Source organism: Roseateles sp. P5_E11, assembly GCF_054049355.1.
The window spans coordinates 1-1,212 of sequence record NZ_JBFUMO010001002.1 but is presented as its reverse complement, the minus strand read 5'-3'; the positions used below and the strand labels follow the sequence as shown (position 1 = coordinate 1,212).

The 1,212-nt window shown below is 61.4% G+C and carries 2 protein-coding genes; both read right to left on the bottom strand.

Annotation, left to right across the window (positions count from 1 at the left end; all coding sequences use genetic code 11):
• Window positions 1-200 (bottom strand): hypothetical protein (locus ACXJKR_RS32900; protein ID WP_457326438.1); only part of this gene is annotated, 200 nt, incomplete at its 3' end.
• A gap of 37 nt (window positions 201-237) precedes the next feature.
• Window positions 238-1,212 (bottom strand): phospholipase D-like domain-containing protein (locus ACXJKR_RS32895; RefSeq protein WP_457326437.1); only part of this gene is annotated, 975 nt, incomplete at its 5' end.

Genomic DNA, 1,212 nt, shown 5'->3' with positions numbered 1-1,212 from the left:
ATTCTGGACGGCTCGTAGTCGTTCTCACCCGCCCAGGACTTTGCATCGTTGATTTGCTCCTCGATCAAGCGGACGGCCTCGACGTCATCGCTGAACGTCTCCTTGAGGATCTCGAAGCCCCCGAGCAAATGCTCGGTGTGGTCGTCGGCGGATTGATCCCGTGAATAGCTGTCCTGTTCCTTCTCGCGGACTCGTTGCAATCGGGGCAGGAGTTCTCTGCGAACTCTCTCGACCAGCTCAGCGTGCGTCAGGTGACATCAACTCGCGCAACGTCACGCGGCGATAGCCAGCCGGGGTGGGCTCATCAGACCTCGCGACCCGCACGTCGCCGACGGATTCGTTGACCTGCTGGGCGGCCAGGACTTCCCAGTCGAAGAGGAAGACGCCTTCGAAGTACTGTGCCACCTCGGCGTCGCGCACGAGAAGGCTCGCGTCGCGGTTGRAGAGGCTGCCCGAGTTCGTGAGGTTGTGGCTGCCCAGGAGCACCGCCTCGCCGTCCGCGATGATGCCCTTGGTATGGCATCCCTGCTGGATCTTGATCTGGTCGGTGTCGATGCCAAACTTCTTCAGGCGCTCCAGCAGTTCCTGTTGAGTAACCGCGTTCTGCGGGCTGAACTCGGTGCTGTCGCGGAAGATGATGCGAACGTCCAGGCCGGCGCGCTGCTGGTCGGCCACGGCCGTGAAGAAGCCTTCGAACTCGTCGCGGTTGTTCTCCTTCAGCAGGTTGAATGACTGGTTCTGGATGTACAGGCGTTCACGCGCGCTCTTCACAAGCTCCGTGGCGTGCTTCATGTATAGGCGTCGGCCACGGCTGTCGCGGTCGGGTGTCAGCAATGGCTGGATGTCGATCTCGCGGTCCAGCTCAAGCGGCTTGAAGTACCGGCCGCGTCCCTCCACCTCCATGGGGATGACGAACGCCGAATCAGGCACGAAGAGCTCGAGGTCCGGTAAGGCAGCTCCTTCTTCGGCCGCCACACGCTGAGCCTCTGAGAAATCGAACTCGATGTAGCGCTGGAACAGCGTTGCTAGGCGCTTGTTGGCGATGACCGCATGCCACTCGCGGTTTGTAGCGCGCAACGGCGTGATGTTGCCGTTGTCGATGGCGGCTTGGCTCACCTCGGGTTGATTGGACTTCTTCCAGTTGCCGCTGGACAGCCACACCTCTTCACCGTCGCGGCTGGCGACCTTGATGTGGTAGGCCTCAGGAAACAG